Source organism: Veillonella sp. R32, assembly GCF_010093125.1.
Lineage (GTDB): Bacteria > Bacillota > Negativicutes > Veillonellales > Veillonellaceae > Veillonella_A.
Genome location: NZ_NMZQ01000028.1, coordinates 16,573 through 32,015 on the forward strand (window position 1 = coordinate 16,573; position 15,443 = coordinate 32,015).

14 protein-coding genes are annotated in these 15,443 nt (G+C 39.2%); 2 read left to right on the forward strand and 12 right to left on the reverse strand.

The window, feature by feature from the left end; translation table 11 throughout:
* Window positions 1-2: 2 nt before the first annotated feature.
* The 7 genes from recO to VER_RS07130 form a co-directional block, all read right to left on the reverse strand.
* Window positions 3-719: a DNA repair protein RecO gene (recO, locus tag VER_RS07100; RefSeq protein ID WP_162100168.1), complete on the reverse strand. Its 717-nt coding sequence runs from the start codon at window positions 717-719 to the stop codon at window positions 3-5.
* Entirely contained in the window at window positions 716-2,065 is a 1,350-nt protein-coding gene (locus VER_RS07105) for a hemolysin family protein (protein ID WP_370456475.1), read from the reverse strand. The genes recO and VER_RS07105 overlap by 4 nt, the downstream gene beginning before the upstream one ends.
* A 9-nt stretch (window positions 2,066-2,074) precedes the next feature.
* Window positions 2,075-2,971, reverse strand: coding sequence for a GTPase Era (era, locus tag VER_RS07110; RefSeq protein WP_162100170.1), 897 nt, complete (start codon window positions 2,969-2,971; stop codon window positions 2,075-2,077).
* On the reverse strand, window positions 2,964-3,440 hold the full coding sequence (gene ybeY, locus VER_RS07115) for an rRNA maturation RNase YbeY (RefSeq protein ID WP_162100171.1): 477 nt from the start codon (window positions 3,438-3,440) through the stop codon (window positions 2,964-2,966). The genes era and ybeY overlap by 8 nt, the downstream gene beginning before the upstream one ends.
* 76 nt (window positions 3,441-3,516) lie before the next feature.
* Entirely contained in the window at window positions 3,517-4,530 is a 1,014-nt protein-coding gene (locus tag VER_RS07120; protein ID WP_162100172.1) for a PhoH family protein, read from the reverse strand.
* Between the two features lie 11 nt (window positions 4,531-4,541).
* A complete protein-coding gene (locus VER_RS07125) occupies window positions 4,542-5,507 on the reverse strand; it encodes a TIGR01212 family radical SAM protein (RefSeq protein ID WP_162100173.1) in 966 nt (321 codons plus the stop codon).
* Window positions 5,507-7,348, reverse strand: coding sequence for a B12-binding domain-containing radical SAM protein (locus VER_RS07130; protein ID WP_162100174.1), 1,842 nt, complete (start codon window positions 7,346-7,348; stop codon window positions 5,507-5,509). Before VER_RS07130 ends, VER_RS07125 begins: the two co-directional genes overlap by 1 nt.
* A 252-nt stretch (window positions 7,349-7,600) precedes the next feature.
* Between VER_RS07130 and VER_RS07135 the strand changes: the two genes are divergently transcribed.
* Both VER_RS07135 and nadE read left to right on the forward strand, forming a co-directional pair.
* Entirely contained in the window at window positions 7,601-8,812 is a 1,212-nt protein-coding gene (locus VER_RS07135; RefSeq protein WP_162100175.1) for an MFS transporter, read from the forward strand.
* A 124-nt stretch (window positions 8,813-8,936) separates the two neighbouring features.
* Window positions 8,937-10,874, forward strand: a complete 1,938-nt coding sequence (gene nadE / locus VER_RS07140; protein ID WP_162100176.1) for an NAD(+) synthase — start codon at window positions 8,937-8,939, stop codon at window positions 10,872-10,874.
* A gap of 151 nt (window positions 10,875-11,025) precedes the next feature.
* On the opposite strand, the gene VER_RS07145 is transcribed toward nadE, so the two are convergent.
* From VER_RS07145 to VER_RS07165, 5 genes are all read right to left on the reverse strand, one after another.
* Entirely contained in the window at window positions 11,026-11,865 is an 840-nt protein-coding gene (locus tag VER_RS07145; protein ID WP_162100177.1) for an HAD family hydrolase, read from the reverse strand.
* 16 nt (window positions 11,866-11,881) lie between these two features.
* A complete protein-coding gene (locus tag VER_RS07150) occupies window positions 11,882-13,804 on the reverse strand; it encodes a subtype B tannase (protein WP_162100178.1) in 1,923 nt (640 codons plus the stop codon).
* 17 nt (window positions 13,805-13,821) lie between these two features.
* A complete protein-coding gene (locus VER_RS07155) occupies window positions 13,822-14,355 on the reverse strand; it encodes a hemagglutinin repeat-containing protein (protein ID WP_162100179.1) in 534 nt (177 codons plus the stop codon).
* A gap of 77 nt (window positions 14,356-14,432) precedes the next feature.
* Window positions 14,433-14,897 carry a hypothetical protein gene (locus tag VER_RS07160; protein ID WP_162100180.1) on the reverse strand — a complete coding sequence of 155 codons (465 nt, stop codon included), beginning with the start codon at window positions 14,895-14,897 and terminating at the stop codon, window positions 14,433-14,435.
* Window positions 14,898-14,919: 22 nt separating this feature from the next.
* Window positions 14,920-15,443: hypothetical protein (locus VER_RS07165; protein WP_162100181.1), on the reverse strand; the 524-nt coding region annotated here is incomplete at its 5' end.

The window sequence follows — 15,443 nt, forward strand, 5'->3', positions numbered from 1 at the left end:
TCTTAAAACGCTTTAGCTTGCATGTCACGTAAAAAACGTAACGAACTTAATTCTTGCCCTAATTGTACCGTAGCATAGGCAAATAAACCGCGTTCTAATTCCAACCACAAAGAACGAGGCAATTGCACGACTAACTGCGGATCCCAATTATAGTTTAAAACCTCACCTAATGCCGCCTGTGCTTGCCTAGACAGGTTAAATCCCGTACTACCAGTAAACTCAGCTACAAAACGGTCTACCCCATGAGCTTGTTTATACGCCTTAGGCGCCGGCACAAAGCCAGCTATGCTCAATAATTGCCAGCCTAATAAAATGACCGCTAATGGCACAGGTTTAGTCTGGATAAGCTTAGAAAAGCGCTCTACCAACTCATATAAACCCAAATCTAATTCTTCCTGAGCAAACGCAGTACTAATTAATTCGCCTCCAAACGAAGCATAGCAAATACTATCTAAGTCACTTTCAATGGCCCGTATTAAATATACGCCATCGATTTGCTGCAAATCATAATATTCACCATTAGGACTGAGCGTAATATATACTTTACTAAAAGGTTGTAAATAGCCTACATTCTTTAAAGTTTGCCACCGTCGTTGCGGTATAGAACAACTAATAAGGCCTCTTTGTTTCGTCAAAAGCGTAACAATTGAATAGGTTTTACGCTTTCGACGATAGAGTACAATGGCTTCACAATTAATGGTTAATCTGGGCTCGCTCATGTGGGCTCATCCTCAGCCGCTGCCACTTCTTCTTTAGGTGGTGCTGGCGTAGCTTTTAACCGAGCAATACGATAGCCTTGCATTTCCGTAACTTTGAAAATATAACCTTCCACTTCTACCGTATCGCCTACCACCGGCGTTCGTTCTAAAATACCAAAGATATAACCACCGATAGTATCTTCTTCTGGATCATGGAAATCTACATGCATAGCATATTCCACTTCATCTACCAAGACTTTACCATCAAAATCAAAAGTACCATCGTCATTAATCATAACTGCTGGTAAATCAGTTTCATGCTCATCTTTAATATCGCCGACTAATTCTTCAATAATATCCTCTAAGCAGACTAGCCCCACCATACCACCATACTCATCGACTACTACAGCCTGATAAATACGGCGTGTACGCATATATTGCAATAATACGGATAGTTTCATAACTTCTGGGATAGTTAAAATATCACGACGCACTAAGCGCAAATCTTTACGGGCTTTTTCTTTTTGTTCCATTAAATCTTTAATGTGAACTAAACCAATAACATGATCCTTATCTTCCATACAAAGAGGATAGCGTGTGTGACTGGTAGCCGAAATACTCTTCAAGGTATCTTCAAAATCATCTTCTACAAAGATACAATCCACATCTTGACGCGGAATCATAACCTCACGAGCCATGCGTTCTACAAAGTCGAATACATTATCAATTAGTTCCCCTTCCACCTGATCCAGTTGCCCTTCCAAGTGGCTACGGTTAACCATCATGCGTATTTCTTCTTCTGTATGAACTAAATCTAGCTCATTTTTATAAAGTGTGCCAAAACTTTTCAGTAAAATAGCGCTCACATATTGTGCTACTAATACAAACGGTGTCGTAATAGCCCCTAAGGCCACTACAAATTTAGAAGTCCAGCGCACATAACGGATGGGAAACGATAAACCTAATGCTTTAGGAATAATCTCGCCAAAAGTTAAGATAATTAAAGCAAAAAGAGCCAATATAATAATATCAAAGAGGCTCGTAAGCCATTCATTATCTAAGCCTAATTGCTGTTCCCACAAATCAATATAAGGCGCAATTAACGAACTACCTACACTAGCTAATAAAACAATAAAAAATAAAATTAAAAATTGTGTCGTATTAATAAAGCGCTCTGGTCGTTGATATAATTTACGCAAAAAAGTTTTAGCTTCTTCACTTAAATCTTCCATATCATCCAGATGCTCTTCACTAAGGCGAGCAAAGGAAAATTTAGCTAATACTAAAATATTAATCATTAAGAGGCAGAGTACGGCTAGCCCAATTATTAATAAGCTAGCCTCAAGGGGGGTATCGATACCAATCAGTCCTTTCTATTATTCATAACCAAATTCAGAGAGCATGCCTGACTTATTGCGCCAGTCTTTCTTCACTTTTACCCATAAATCAAGATAGACTTTGGTAGCCAATAAGCGTTCCACATCAGTACGCGCTTCGGCACCCAATTCACGAAGCATACTTCCTTTTTTACCGATTATTATACCCTTTTGGGAGTCCCGTTCGCAATAGATAGTTGCACGGATATAGGTTGTCCCATCAGGTCGTTGTTTCATTTCATCTACATCCACCGCAATGGCATGAGGAATTTCTTCTCGCGTTTTAAGTAGAATCTTTTCACGCACAATATCAGCAATAATCAACCGTTCTGGCTGATCCGTAATCATATCTTCGGGGAAGTACTGTGGCCCTTCTGGCAACACCTGCTCCAAGACCTGCAACACTTCTTGAATATTATCTTTTTCAAGAGCTGAAATAGGGATAATGCCTTCAAAAGGATATAGATTCTGATATTCTACAATGACTTCTAAGATTTCTTCTTTCGATAAGGTGTCTATTTTATTGATAACTAAGAATACAGGCACATTCACATTTTTAAGCTGCTCAATAATAAAATTATCACCAGGGCCACGTTTTTCATTGCCTGCTACTAAAAATAACACCGCTTCCACTTCTTTTAAAGAATCCACCGCTGCTTTTACCATAAATTCGCCCAATTTATGCTTTGGCTTATGAATCCCTGGTGTATCCATAAATACGATTTGCTTTTTTTCATCCATATATACACAAACAATGCGATTACGCGTTGTCTGCGCTTTGTCTGAAACGATGACAATCTTATCGCCAATGAGTGCATTAATGAGCGTCGATTTGCCCACATTAGGGCGACCTACTACAGCTACAAAGCCCGATTTAAAATGTGTATCTTTATTCATTATATGGTGCATCCTCCCGCACATAACCTAAATTACCTAGTACAAATTCTTCTTCCTGACGCATTTCTTTTTTATCCTCGTCAGTCATGTGATCATAGCCTAAAATATGCAAACACCCATGAACCGTTAAATACGCTAGTTCCCGTTCAAAAGGGTGTCCATATTCCTTAGCTTGTTCAGCCGTTCGTTCTAAGGAAATAATTAAATCGCCCAGCAAATGTGATTCCGCTTCACCATCATCTTCTGCCCCTTCATTAAGGGCAAAGGACAATACATCCGTAGGCCGATCTATGCCACGATAGGTTTTATTTAATTGATGAATATACGCATTATCGCACAATAATACACTTAATTCTTCTTCCTCACTAAGGCCGTATACCTTACTTACTTCTGCACATACTTTTTGAATAATCTCTTCATAAGTGGCTTCAGTCTTCATGCCTTCTGCATAACTAATTGTTACGTCCACAATACATACTCCTTTATACTGTCTTGCCTCACTATATTAAGTAATTAAATCATCAAGGTCCCCTTGTTCACAATCATTACTCGTTTGTCTCTTTATTCATTGCTTTAACCGCTTCTTTAGCAATATCACGACTCGATTTCAAGCCTTCATAACGCTCATAAGCACGAATAATCTTACTTACCAAATCATGACGCACTACATCTTCATCGGTAAAATGCACCATGGAAATACCCGCTAAGCCTTTTAATACTTTTTCCGCTTCAATTAGACCGGAAATCATACGACCAGGCAAATCAATTTGAGTGCGGTCCCCATTAATAACCATTTTAGAATTATTACCTAAACGGGTTAAGAACATTTTCATCTGTTCTGGTGTCGTATTCTGAGCTTCATCAAGGATAATAAAAGCGTTTTCTAAGGTACGCCCACGCATATACGCAAGAGGGGCTACTTCAATGATACCTTTCATCATGAAACGATCCACTTGCTCTAACCCAAACATGTCATTAAGCGCATCATATAAAGGACGTAAATAAGGATCTACTTTCTCTTTCAAGTCCCCTGGTAAATAGCCAAGTTTCTCACCCGCTTCTACTGCAGGCCGTGTTAAAATAATGCGCTCTACATCACGATTCTTCAGATAAAAAGCAGCTAATGCTACAGCCAAGAAGGTTTTACCCGTACCAGCAGGACCGATGCCAAAGGTAATCGTATTACGGCGAATACTATCGACATACACTTTCTGCCCTTCAGTTTTAGGGGTAATCATGCGCCCTTTAATCGTCACATTAATGGTGTCTTCAAACATGGTATGCAATAAATCGGCTTTACCACTCTTCACCATTTTAACGGCCATACGAATTTGCTGTTCCGTAATAGCGCTACTTTCATTATAAAGGAAGACTAATTCTTCGAGTACACGCCAAAATTGATTGACAATCTCGTCCTCACCTTTCAGTTGTAACGTATCGCCACGACTCACCACTTGGCAAGGTAACTCTTCTACCATAATTTTTAAATGACGCTCTTGCAAGCCTAAAATAGGACCTGCCATTTCATACCGAGGAAACGTAAATGTTCGTTCCGTCATACACTACTCCTTTACTTTAAAAATTTGCGTACCGCTGAGCCATTTAAGTAATTACACAAATCACCCTGACGCACATCCCGTTCTTCCATGCGTCGTTCTATTTCTTCTTGAATACGCCACCAGCCCATGGACCAATTAGTAAACAAGGTATTTTCTTCTGGAGCTCGACCTACTAAGCGCTGCAATACAATCTGTTCATCTAGATTGCGTAAAAAGGCAATGACTCGCTCAATATATTCATCAGCACTAATCAAAGTAAACTGCCCTTCTTCATACCACTTTGCCATAAGTGTGTTTTTGACAATATACAGCGCATGCAGTTTCACCTGATCCACCCCGAGGGCGGTTAGCATGCGAGCTCCTTCTACCGTATCAGTCATGGTATCCCACGGCAAATTAACAATCATATGGGCGCACACGCTAAAACCATAGCGTTTAGTGCGCAACACGGCATCAATAAATTCAGCCATGCCATGACCACGATTTATTTTTTCTAAAGTATGATAATTGACCGATTGCAAGCCGTATTCTAAATATATATCAACACCATAGGTCTCTTTAATATCTTGTAGAATCTCTAAATAGGTATCATTAATACAATCTGGTCGTGTAGCTATAGCCAACCCTACGGTACTATCAATACAACCTGCTTCCATATAGGCTCTAAAACGCTCTGGTTCTAAATAAGTATTGCTAAAGTTCTGATAATAGGGAATATATTTATACGCCTTATATTTGGGCGCAATGTGGGCAATATTTTTAACGAGTTGCTCCTGAACTGTCATAGAAGCTGGCAAATTTTCATAACCAGCTCCAATTTCACCACAGAATACACAACCACCCACGCCCGCTGAACCATCACGATTTGGACAAGTTAAAGGCAAAGCTACCGGTAATTTATATACTTTTTCACCATATTTTTCTTTCAAAAATGTAGATATTGGTCGATACCGTTTAGGTTTCGTTGTATCACTCATTAACTAGCTACTACCTCCGGTCTTACAAACGGCGTTTGCCGTTGTTTTACATCTATAATTAAGGTCACTTTGGAGAGCCCCGCTTTTTCATAAGCAGACATTGACTCCTCTGTAATAGCGCCTAAAATGTGAGCCGTTCCTAAGGTTACTGTATGCTCACAATAATCTTGACGAATACGTCGCCATTCTACAAAGCGATATGTCGGTATATACTTACGTACCAAGGCTTCATCACGCCAAAACGCTTCACCAGCTTGCAGTAATTCTTTCGTTTGTTTTGGCAAGCCTAATTCATCACCGCGCACTTTACCACCAAAGCTGACTAAGCAATCATATTCCAATAACTCTTGGCTAATCACATCGCCTTGTGCTTTAAAATAGGCATGTAAAAATGCCATTTGGTCGCGATCATTCAATTTGCGCTGATGCAAACCCTGTTGTAACCAGGCCTTAGTCAACGTTTCAAAATAATGAAAAGCGCTTGCTTTTTCCTTAATAAGGCGCTGGCCTAAATAACCAAATACAGTCCGTAAACGCTCACTATTATAAAAACGTTCAAATACATCTTCAAAATGTTTTAAAAAGCGTATGTCCTCATAAGGCATCACATGACTTGCCAATACTTCATACGGCGCTTTTGGATCATACACATAGTGAAACTCATCACTACGCTCTAATCCAGACCCTTGTAACAGCTTTAAAAAGCCTATTTGCAAAGCATGGGGCGTTAAACTAAATACATCATTAAAGGATTGAGCAAACCGTTCATACGGCTCATGAGGTAAGCCTACAATTAAATCCATATGTACATGCGTACGTCCAGCTTTAATGACTGGTGCAATGACTTCACAAATATGCCCCCAATCATTATACCGACGAATTGCCTTTAATGTATCAGCATTCGTACTTTGTACGCCCACTTCTATCTGCATGCGTCCTTTAGGAGCGGTGCTTAACAAAGCTACTTCTTCAGCCCCCATAAGAACAGGCTCCATTTCTAAATGGAAATTTGTATTTGTATCAACATCATGCATCCACTGCATCAGTGGTAAGTGATGATGCTTCGCACAATTAAAGGTACGGTCTACAAATTTAACTTGTTTTACCTTATGATCCACAAACCATTGAAGTTCTTGAAAGGTCCGCTCTTGTGGAAAGAAGCGCACTGTATTCGCATTGCCTGACAAGCAATATTGGCAAGAGAATGGACAACCGCGTGACGATTCATAATAGATGATTTTATGCTCTAAATCCACCATATCAGATTCATCATAAGGAAAAGGAATACTCCCTAAATCAGCGACTTCAGCTATCGTTTCAGAGCCCTTAATTTTTGTTACGCCTCTATCAGCAGTCATAGTCAATGCTGAATTATTAGAAGCTAAGATATGAAGGTCGTCACTAGTCTCACGTCCTAGTAGACCCGTAATTTCAGGTTCAAACGGAGATTGGTTGGCTTCAAGGCGAGCCACTAATTCAGCGAATACTTCCTCCCCTTCACCTTGTACAATGTAATCAATATACGAGTGCGCCTCTAATATGCGTCGAGCCGTATAGGAAACTTCTGGACCACCTAATACGATTTTTACCTTTGGTTTGACGGCTTTTATCAAAGATGCCACATGAAGGGTCATATCAATATTCCAAATATAACAAGCAAAGCCAACTACATCCGCTTCATGCTCGGTTAAATCGCTAATAATATCCAAAACAGGCATATTAATAGTGTATTCCACTATATCATATGCCTGTCCACGGGTGCGCCCATAGGCACGCAAATAACGCAGTGCCAAGGACGAATGTATAAATTTTGAATTTAAAGTACTTAATACAACTTTCATCGATATCCTCATCATATGATCGCAGTAAACTACACTGCCACTAACATAGTTATTTCGCTTTATTATACCACAAATTAGGCCAACTATGATAGTTATAGCGGAAAGACAATTATGTTTTACAGAAGTTAAAAGTAGGTAAATACGGCTATTAGTGTTACAATAAAAATACAGATGACAAATTAAGCAACTTTTGAACACAAAAATATGAAAATACATTTATTTTACATACTATAATTATCCAGTGAGGTACCTATGCTAAACGAAGCCAGTCTTACCCCAGAACCAATAGAACCAAATATTTTCCAAAAAGGCCGTGAATATCTACCGGCCGTGTGCCACATGGTCAATGATACAGCCCAAGGTTCGCTACCAGCACTCCTACCTTTATTTATTACCAATTATGGCTTAACCTATGAAGAAGTCGCTATCATTATTTTCTTCAACACAGCCCTTGCTACTATAGCTCAGCCGTTTTTTGGCTATTTAGCAGACAAACGAACATTCTGGCCCAGCGTACCTATAGGTATTATGATCTGTTGCCTTAGCATATCAGCCATTGGTTTTGTCAGCTCCTATGAAAGCATTATCTTATGCTCCCTAATTGCAGGCTTTGGCTCAGCCCTCTTCCATCCAGAAGCTGCTCGATGGGTAAATGCCCTTTCAGGACAAAAGAAAGGAAAGATTATGGGCTATTTCTCTGTAGGGGGCCAAGCGGGCTTTGCAGTTGGTCCTATTTTAGCGAGTACTGCTTATATCTGGGGCCCACAAAGCTTAATTCTCTTTTCAATCATGGGGGCTCTTTTAGTTACCTTTTACTTATTAGCCAAACCTTATAAATTAGTAGCGGCTCGCCAACAACAAGCCAAACAAACCCAAACTGTAGTTGCCCAAAACGATTGGCGTAGTTTCAACATACTATTTATTGTTATTGCTGCTCGTTCCATTATATTTTCCGTGCTAAATACTTTTATTCCTATTTATTGGATTACCCAATTAGGACAAAATACAGCGTCAGGTAACTTTGCCTTATCAGCCTTTTTTATCTGCGGTGTTATAGTTACCCTTATTGGTGGCACCTTAGCCGATCGCATCGGGTTTGTTAAAGTCATTCGCTATTGTTATATACTACTTGTACCAATCATGTTAGCTTTTACCCTCAGTAATGAATATTGGCTATCTATGTTGCTTTTATTACCTTTAAGTTTTGGTGTGTTCTCACAATATAGCCCTATTGTTATTCTAGGGCAACAATATTTAGCCAAAAATATTGGTTTTGCCTCGGGAATTACCTTAGGTCTTGGTATCACCTTAGGTGGCATTGTAACACCATTAATTGGTAAATTAGCAGATATCTATGATTTGCAAACCGCTTGGCTAACCCTCAATCCAATTTGTTGGCTTGCTTTACTAGCTACCTTCTTAATTACAGACTTACCTCGTTTCAAACAAACTACGAACAAATAGCAAATACCAAATAACAATTAATGATTACCAAATAACAAATAAACAAGTAATAAGTAATAAGTAACAAATAACAATTGACAAATAACTATAATCTGTACCTTTAATTTATAAACAAGGAGACTCTATGATTCGAATTGGTATGGGACAAATTGAAGTCATCCCGGGCAACCCAAGAAAAAATAAAGAAACTATTTTACAAGCCATTGCCTATGCTAAAGCTTTGCGTTTGGATTTATTAATCTTACCCGAATTAGCCCTTAGTGGTTACTTAATTGGCGATGTATGGGATCAACCAGCCTTTGTGAACGAGTGTGTTACCATGGGTGAAGACATTATAAAGGCAACCCAAAATATAGCTGTTATTTTTGGCAATGTTGGCGTGGATACTACCAAACACAATGCAGATGGTCGAGTTCGTAAATACAATGCGATTTTTGCTGCTCAAAATGGCAAGGTCATTGCCCCTCAGGAATCGCCCTATCCCTTTGTCATTAAAACCTTAGACCCTAATTATCGCTTTTTTAACGAAGCTCGTTACTTTACCAACCTCACTACGGTTGCCTACGAATTACACCGGCCAGTGGAGGAATTATTGGGCCTATTGCCATTTTCGTTTAAAGGGGAGCCTTTTACAGTAGCTCCTTTGCTCTGTGAAGATAGTTGGGATGAAAATTATTTAATATCACCTACTACAACACTACAAGAAAAAAGTCAGCTCCTAGAAACACCTATTGATGCGTATATCAATATTTCAGCCTCACCATTTACCTTAGGTAAAAATGAGCGCCGTCATCGTTTATTTCAAACTAGGGCCAAGGAACTCAATGCCCCCATTTTCTACATCAACTCCATAGGCCTTCAGAATAATGGTAAATCTCTTTGCACCTTTGACGGACAATCCACCGTGTATACAGCGGAAGGTCAAATAGGCGTACAATTACCTGCTTATGAATCTACTATTCAACCTGTATTACTGGAAAAATTAGCTACTACTTATGAGCCAGTCAATTTATTAGAGGGACAGCCCGTTAAACGAGAATTGCCCCCACTGCCAGCACCTAATGAAATAGAGCAAATTTATAATACCTTACACTATGGGATACGTAGCTTTTTAAAACAAACAGGTATTAAAAAAATTGTCATTGGCGTGTCCGGCGGTATTGACTCCGCATTAAATGCTGCTTTATATGCCACAATCCTTGACCCTAGCCAAATTTATTTAGTCAACATGCCATCTCGTTTCAACTCCCATGCGACTAAGGACTTAGCGGCTCAACTGGCCCACAATTTAGGCTGCCACTATGCCGTGTGCCCTGTAGAAGATAGCCTCCAGCTAACAACTAATCAGCTAAGTGAACTAAGCTTTAGCCGTCCCACTGGTGAAACGGAGAGTCTTACCCTTAGTTCCTTTGTCAAAGAAAATATCCAAGCTCGTGACCGCTCTAGCCGTATTCTAGCTGGTATTGCTGCCGCTGTAGGTGGTGCCTTTACCTGCAACGGGAACAAAACAGAGTTTACCATTGGCTACGCCACTTTATATGGTGATTTAGCAGGCTTCCTAGCCGCTACTGGTGATTTATGGAAATACCAAGTATATGGCCTAGCACAATATTTAAATACAGTCATCTTTAAACGCCAGGTCATTCCCCAAGGCACGATTGACATCATCCCTAGCGCTGAACTATCTGAAAACCAAGATATTACCAAAGGCCAAGGTGATCCATTACAATACGAATATCACGACCGATTGTTCCGTGCCTTTATCGAACCTTGGAATCGCCTAAGTCCAGAAGATATTCTCTTAGCTTATAAAGAAAAACGACTCGTTTCATTACTTGATTTACCGCAACCAATCGAACAGTATTTCAAATCCGCTCACGACTTTATTGCTGATTTAGAACGTTGGTGGAATTTATTTAGTGGTATGGCCGTAGCTAAACGAATTCAAAGTCCTCCGGTCATTGTAGTGAGTCGCCGTGCTTATGGTGGCGACTTACAAGAATCCCAAATGAAACCCTATTATACAGATGCTTACTATTCATTAAAAGCGGAACTTTTATAAGCTTATAAGGGATCTTATAAATACAGTGTGCTTATAATACTATACTACAAATCCCCTAATACTAGCCTTAACGCTACTATTAGGGGATTTTTAAATTACTTTTCAATTATTTATAACTTATTATCAGGCTTTTTTAAGCTTATGCTTACACTTAAATACACTGCAAGGCTTCCACTACTTTTACTTTATCAATAATCGTTTTAACAATACTTTCCAACCGACTATGTTCTTCATAATCAGCAGGAGTAATAAAATTAACGCGATTATCTTTCACCAACTTAGTGGCCGAAGCCAACCCAGTTTCATTATCACGATTATATACCGCAATAGATTGTCCGCCATTGACTTTAACCAATTTCATACAAGGCACGTCAGTAAGACCATCGCCAATATAAATCATATTGCTAAATGGCACCCGCCGTTTAGCCTCAGGCGTATATTGATTCAATTCTTTATCACTGTGAGTGGTAATATCTAACACACCCTTATTGATGCGGAATAAAAACTGCGTTTTCGCTGTATAGTTAACGGCTACCTTCGGCCACTCAATGAGCCCATTATAATCGTATTTAAACTCACAGGCATAAATCTTCTTAAAATGTTTAGCTATGCTAGTGCCATCAATAATTTCTTTTACCCCGGACGATACAATATAATGCTCTACTTCCACACCTTGTGAAGCACCATACGCATTAATCCGGTCAAACCAAGTAGCTACACCAGGGAAAAATTCAATGCCTTTACCAAGACTATTAAGCGTTTCTCGAGTAATACGTACTTCATGGCGTTGACTCATTTTAACCATCATGAACATATACGCTAAAATACCGTCCATCCCTTCACTATCAGTGAGACCATTAGCCTCCTGCCAAAATTCGGCCGGCGTCAGTCCAAGTTCAGGAATAAAACCATATTCTTGCATATCCTTGGTGCAGAGTGTTTTATCAAAGTCATACATTAACGCCACAATAGGCTTCTTTATTTGCTCCATAATTTTCCTCATTCACTTATACAATTTCATCTATCCAATCAAATAAATCAGGCAAATCATAATCGCCAGCATGGGCCACACCCCAAGGCATAGCAAAGTTCACTTCATAACCATAATTAGCTAAACGAGTGGCTACAATTAAAGGCACAGCCATAGACGTGTTATTATCAATTTCACCATAGCGAATACGCCAATATTTTGAAGTATCCGATGAAGTTGCCGTCATATCTACTGGCGCCATCTTATACGGGTGAATATAATTTAGTGGATTCATTAGACGAATGATTTCATTAGCAGCTACGCTCGTACCATCCCCATGAATTGCCGCAAATTCTGTAAAATGCTGATTATCTATGGTCGTGGTACCAAATAAATTATTTTCACCGGTAGAATTATTACGTGCATCAAAAGCACCGGGTGCCTTCATGCGCCCCACTGAAGTATTATAAACGAGCCAATTAATATCAACAATTGTTTCCGGATGCTGAGTATCATACACTAGAAAATCAGCTGTATTTATGTCAGTGCCCTCAGCGTTAGCCTTATTAGCACTATCAATAATAAAAGATTTAGCATAGGTCATAAAAGAGCCCGTCCCATCCGGCTGTAACGTTAAAGTCTGGCCTTTTACATCCTTAAGTTCTAAGCTATTTACATAAGCAGAAAAGTTCTTTTTTAATAACTGGCTATATGCCATAGCATCAGCATCTAAGGCTATGGTCTTCCCTTTAGGCATAGATTGATCTGTTACATTAAGCCCTAATGCAGGGTCTGGGGGCTCCATTTGACCACCTAAATCAGGCATACCCGTATAACTATTAACGCCATTATACGACCACTCGTAAGCCATATCAGCATGATCTAAATCTGTTATAGGACAATACGCGGATACTGCATAAATATCAGTACGGCCTTTAGCCGCGCCTAGCTCATTCAAATACGGTGCATACTCAATATTATTTCCGGTAGCCCCTAAAAGTAGTGAAACAGCGCCACCGGCACTGGTACCATTAGAAATAATGCGATTAGCATTACCTGCCATGCGTTTATCATTGCTATGTAAATAGGCTACAGCTGCCTTTAAATCCACAATAACAGCAGGCGCTTTACCGATGTATTCACCAGTTTCGTTAGTATTAGTACGCCCTCTAGTAGCTGGCGCGGCTACTACTAAACCACGACTCAAAGCATATAAACTTGCATTAGGATTGCCTTCTTTATCAAGAGTTGGTGTAGCTTCACTATGTAATACAGCCCCTGTTAAGTGTGTGGTATCGCCTACATCAACAGTAAGACCACCAGCCCCAGCATATATCCCCGCCTGACTCGTAACACTCGCATACTGGCTCTGTATATTACCTGAATTATAGGCTCCACCAATAGATCCTATACGACCAGTTGGTTGAATAGACACAGACAATCCTGTTTCTTTAGTCTTCGATGTATAATCCTTTTTATCTTGTACACTCTGTATCGTTAAGTTTTGCCCCGCCTTAACCATAGCCCTATCGCCCTGTAGCATAGCACCTACTAACGATATATCTCGGCCAGCCTCTACTGAAACGTCTTCGTTTGCCTCTACGGTCATAGGCGCATGCGTAACAACTTGACTCACTGTGTTACCACGGCCACGAGATACACTAGCCTCTATCCCCAGTATACCAGTTGTACCTAAATTAACGCCCAATGAGGCTCCTGAATTTGAACTTCGTTCTTCTATATACTGTGTATTAGTAGCACTCTCTAAAGATACATCCTTAGAGGCCTGTAATAAGACACTATTTGCCCGTATAGCTTCACTAACGGCCTGAATAGTACCTTTTGTATCATCATCGCTCGTAGCCGTAATGGATATCTGACCCTCTTTCGAAATGACAGTACCACCCGTATACGTTGCCGAATGGAGTGATTGCGATTGTGATGAAGTATGCGCGCCCACACCAATTTGAAGATGAATTAAATTGTCTCGCCATACTCTAGCGTACCTAATAATGTATTGTCTCGATGGTTCCCTTGACTAATATAATTACTAGCACTTTGCAATACAGATGGCACCACGCCCCCTAAACTAACTGTTAATCCGGAGCTAGAACGCTTAGCATAATAATTTTCATCTGCTGTATTATAGGCACCATCTAGAATTACATCTTGTCCCCCAATTATAACATCTTGTCCACTCGCTACATTAGTCGTAGTCAAATGAACCGTATCACCTGCCTTAATCTGCGTATTCCCCTTTACGCTCCCAATAGTAGTACCTACTTGTGTAATATAAGAACCACTTTGTGTATCAGTGGACTTTTGCGTTCCAATCATAAAGCCCATACCAGAACCCATAATCCCAGATTTCTTCACCTTCACATCGGCCATAGTGTAATCATATTGCTCAGCCGAATTAGCCCTTATATTACTACCAGCCTCTATGGTCGTCCCTTCTAGGGAGCCAATTTGAGCGGCTGTCATAGATACATCACGACCAGCCTGTAACAATAAATATACTTCTTAATAACTAAAAAATAACGGGCTTCAACGAATATGCAATGTTATATTGAAAATTAAATCTAGCCTTAAATATTACTCCTAGCAAAAAAATTATTATAATAAAATATCACCAACCAATCATTTTCAAATTCTTCTTTACCTGTAATCTTACTTTTTTTCATTATTGGTCCTGCTATAAAGCCATAATTGTCATTATACGCTCTAAATCCATAGTAATTTCTATCTACTTTACTAATCGTCCACCCCATCCGCTCAAACTGTTTATTTAATTCATTTAATATTATATCTGGAGAGTCATTAGTATGTACTATAAAGCTTATTTTCTTCTCAATCTGCAAATAACCTTTAACTTTCATTTCACTATGCTCATATTTTTGAACAAACTCTATTTGTTCTGCTGCCTGCTTCAAGAGTTCCACTCTCTGATTAATATAAGAATAAAAAACAATTTGATACAAGCATCCCAATAAAAATACAGAAATTAAAACACCTCCATATATATACCCTAATTTACGAATAAATTTTCTCATTTTATAAATCTCCTTCAACTTATTAATAATAATTATTATTAATATTTCCAATATACCATGTATAGCCAAATTCAACACTTAATTCTGCATTAGCACCGGCATTTAATTCAGAAATTATCCCCGCCTGAGATAAACTAATATTACCTCCTATAACGCCTCTTGCTGTCCCCGCTCCATAAAAACCTTCCATTGCACTTATATAGTTCTCACTTATCGAACTTATCGATGATGGTAAATACCCCTTACTAATACTCCCTGGCAATCCTGCTGTAACCCCTGGAGCCAATGCTAACGAACCATATACATTGCCAAATTTATCCACGATAGCAACACCTGCAAGAGTTTCCACAATTGGGGTGCTAATAGAAATAGATATATAGTCAGAAGACATACTAGTTATTACCTCAGGATGATCTTTCAACAATACTTTCACTGCATAAATAACTTCATTTGCAGCCTTTTGTTTATTATTCCAAATAAGTTGTTGTAATTCATTATAATTACCAATTCTATCTTTCGTTCTATCATCCCAACCAGAATATTGTT

Coding starts and splice junctions, on each gene's coding strand:
- VER_RS07120 (WP_162100172.1), bottom strand. CDS start 4,530: ATGACGGAACGAACATTTACGTTTCCTCGGTATGAAATGGCAGGTCCT.
- VER_RS07130 (WP_162100174.1), bottom strand. CDS start 7,348: ATGAAAGTTGTATTAAGTACTTTAAATTCAAAATTTATACATTCGTCC.
- VER_RS07135 (WP_162100175.1), top strand. CDS start 7,601: ATGCTAAACGAAGCCAGTCTTACCCCAGAACCAATAGAACCAAATATT.
- VER_RS07145 (WP_162100177.1), bottom strand. CDS start 11,865: ATGGAGCAAATAAAGAAGCCTATTGTGGCGTTAATGTATGACTTTGAT.
- nadE (WP_162100176.1), top strand. CDS start 8,937: ATGATTCGAATTGGTATGGGACAAATTGAAGTCATCCCGGGCAACCCA.
- recO (WP_162100168.1), bottom strand. CDS start 719: ATGAGCGAGCCCAGATTAACCATTAATTGTGAAGCCATTGTACTCTAT.
- VER_RS07160 (WP_162100180.1), bottom strand. CDS start 14,897: ATGAGAAAATTTATTCGTAAATTAGGGTATATATATGGAGGTGTTTTA.
- era (WP_162100170.1), bottom strand. CDS start 2,971: ATGAATAAAGATACACATTTTAAATCGGGCTTTGTAGCTGTAGTAGGT.
- VER_RS07125 (WP_162100173.1), bottom strand. CDS start 5,507: ATGAGTGATACAACGAAACCTAAACGGTATCGACCAATATCTACATTT.